Annotated in this window: 2 protein-coding genes; one reads left to right on the top strand and one right to left on the bottom strand. The window is 35.4% G+C overall.

Annotated elements, in window-relative coordinates; genetic code table 11:
• Positions 1-176 precede the first annotated feature (176 nt).
• Positions 177-1,031 (bottom strand): hypothetical protein, encoded by an 855-nt coding sequence (locus ACJML3_RS09855; protein ID WP_406022815.1) that lies wholly within the window; start codon positions 1,029-1,031, stop codon positions 177-179.
• A gap of 487 nt (positions 1,032-1,518) precedes the next feature.
• Between ACJML3_RS09855 and ACJML3_RS09860 the strand changes: the two genes are divergently transcribed.
• Positions 1,519-2,957: aspartate kinase (locus tag ACJML3_RS09860; protein WP_406022817.1), on the top strand; the 1,439-nt coding region annotated here is incomplete at its 3' end.

Genomic DNA, 2,957 nt, shown 5'->3' on the forward strand with positions numbered 1-2,957 from the left:
CAAGCTATTACGGTTATAAAACAAGGCATTATTGTAAGAGACGAATATTTTCTAAAGAAAATAACGTCCTTTTTTGAAGAATTTGATAAAGCAGATAAAGCGGCAAAAGATGCTATTCTTAAGCATGCAGACAAAAAAGAGAATTTTTAATTTCGTTTATCCATGAACTATCTTAATCAATCAAGCTGCAAGAATCCTTTTTGAAAGTCTAAAAAGGCCTCTTTGTCTGCAAGCTGTCTTCTCTTAATTCTATTCTCAGCTTTTTTCTTCTGCTCCTTATAGTTAAATCTCTCTTTAGTCTGTTTAAGGGCAGATAGTTCTTTTAATGTAACAAGATAGGTAAAGTAAATCTGATAGACAATTTTGTAATTGTTGTTATTGCTGTCAGCTGAGCTAACATTATTTAACTGTTTTGTAAGTTCACTGTTCAGATATGAAAGTGATCCAATTTTTGATGAAATATTGTTTCTTTCATTTAAGGCATTGCTTATCTTACTTCTTGTAAGAGAATCAATCATATTATCAATAAGAACTGATACTTTAGATGATACGGGGGTTAGCTTTGTGCTCTCAAGAACAATAGGCATATTATCAAGAACATCAACATTCAGCTCGTCTGAGTTTTGATTAAGTGTATCTAACAGTTCATCAGAACAGATAAGATCATCTAGGCTGTTTTTAAGATCGGTACCTGAATCTGAAGAGTATTGTGAATCATTGTCCTTATTATCTTTATCTGAGTTTTTACTGCCTGTTAAGTTATCGTCTAACTCATTTTCATTCATGCAGTACTCATCTTTAAGATCATCTGTGTTTTTTATATCTTCTAAATCATCAACGTTCTGCTCATAGCAAGCTCTTGTTGTACAAGAAGCTAAAACATCTCGTGAACGGGAAATAGAGTCTGAATAAAAAGAGCTAAAGCTCTCTTTTGATTGAGAGATAGTCTGATTGTCATTGTTAACTGTGCATACTTTCTTTTCAGTAGCACTTGCAATCATATTTAGAGAAAGAATACTGATGCAGTTCATTTTGTTATCTTTATTAGCAATTTGTTTGTACGAATCAGTAAAACAAAAGCATAGTTAATGCCAAAATATTAACTTATTGAAAATAAATAAAATTATGTTTGAATTGGTTATTAAAAAGAGAAATTCTTATGTAGTATTTGCCAGTTCTTGCAATAATTGCAGTTTCTGCCGTTGCCATATTGCATCACTATATGATTCGTAAGATATATGCTCTGACCATTTAAATTGATTCAATATTATCAGTTAAAAGATTTCTTCTTTACGGAAAGATACAAAAGAAAATTTTGCTGTTATGGCCAATAGTGCAATTAAAGAAGTGTTGCTATATAAAGTCCATATTGATCTAATTGCTCTTTTATACAAAACGATAATATTTTTTTCTTTATGTAACTGTTTTCATACATTGACAAAGTGCACAATTATCTTGAAAATATACCTTTTATAGAAAAATTATTATCGGTAAAAAATTAAACAGGAGCATTGTTTTATGCGCGTACTAAAGTTTGGTGGTACATCAGTTGCAAATTCTGACAGGTTTGAGGATGTTGCAAAAATTGCCCTTGATACTGCTTCAAGGACTCAGACAGCATTAGTTCTTTCTGCACCTGCAAAGATTACCAACCTTTTGGTAGCTTTAGTTAATCAGGGCGCACAGGGTAACAGTGCAGATAAAGAATTTGAACAGATTAGAGCTATTGTTGAGCCAATCATTACAGATTTAGGTAAAAGACATGCTACTTTTGATACTGATAAGGTATTAGCAGAGTTCAACAATACAATGACTGTCATCAAGCAGAGACTTGATGGTATGGTTCTTCTAGGTGTATGCCCAGAACAGGTTATGGCATTTGTTGAAAGCCGTGGTGAGAGTTTTTCAATTCTAATCATGTCAGAGCTTTTAAAGGCTCTTGGTAAAAAGGTTAGAATCATCAATCCTGTTGAGGTTCTTGTTACAGAAGGTGGCTATATGGAGTCATCTGTTAATATTGAACTATCAAAGGCCAAGTATGCTGCATTGGAGGATGATAAGGAAGCTATCACTCTGATGTCTGGTTTCTGTGGCGGTAATTCAAAAGGAGAACTTGTTTTACTTGGCAGAAACGGCTCTGACTATTCAGCAGCATGTTTAGCTGCAATCTCTCAGGCTGAGTGCTGTGAAATCTGGTCTGATGTTGATGGTGTTTACAGCTGCGATCCTCGTGCTGTTGAAGGTGCAGTTCTACTAAAGAAGATGTCATATGCTGAGGCAATGGAATTATCATACTTTGGTGCAAAGGTTCTTCATCCAAGAACAATTGCTCCAATTGCTCAGTTCAAGATCCCATGCCTTGCAAAGAATACAAAAAATCCACAAGGTCCTGGTACCTTGATTTCTGAGCAAACTGATTTAAGTGTACCTATCAAGGGTATTACCGATCTTAAGAATATTGCTCTTATCAATATTTCTGGCCCTGGTATGAAGGGTATGGTTGGTATGGCAGGCAGACTGTTCACTGCAGTTTCACGTGCGGGTGTATCAATCACTCTTATTACTCAGTCATCATCAGAGTACTCAATTTCATTCTGTATTCCTCAGTCAGAACTTGCAAAAGCAAAGAAAGTTATTTCATCAGAGTTCAGATTAGAGTTTAAAGAAGGACTTCTAAATCCAATCGAAGTTAAGGAAGGATGCGCAATTATTTCTGTAGTTGGTGACGGAATGCGCATGGTTCGTGGTATCTCTGGCAAATTCTTCAGAGCTTTAGCTGAGGCTAATGTTAATATCAGAGCAATTGCTCAGGGCTCATCAGAGCGTTCTATTTCTGCTGTAATCTCTCAAAAGCGTGCAACAGAAGCTGTTGCTTTTGCTCATACAGCTTTCTTCAACTCTCTTCAGAGAATTGATATTGTTCTAATCGGCTGCGGCGGTGTTGGCGGTGAGCTTTT

Origin of the sequence: Succinivibrio sp., assembly GCF_045124615.1 — a bacterium.
GTDB lineage: Bacteria > Pseudomonadota > Gammaproteobacteria > Enterobacterales > Succinivibrionaceae > Succinivibrio > Succinivibrio faecicola.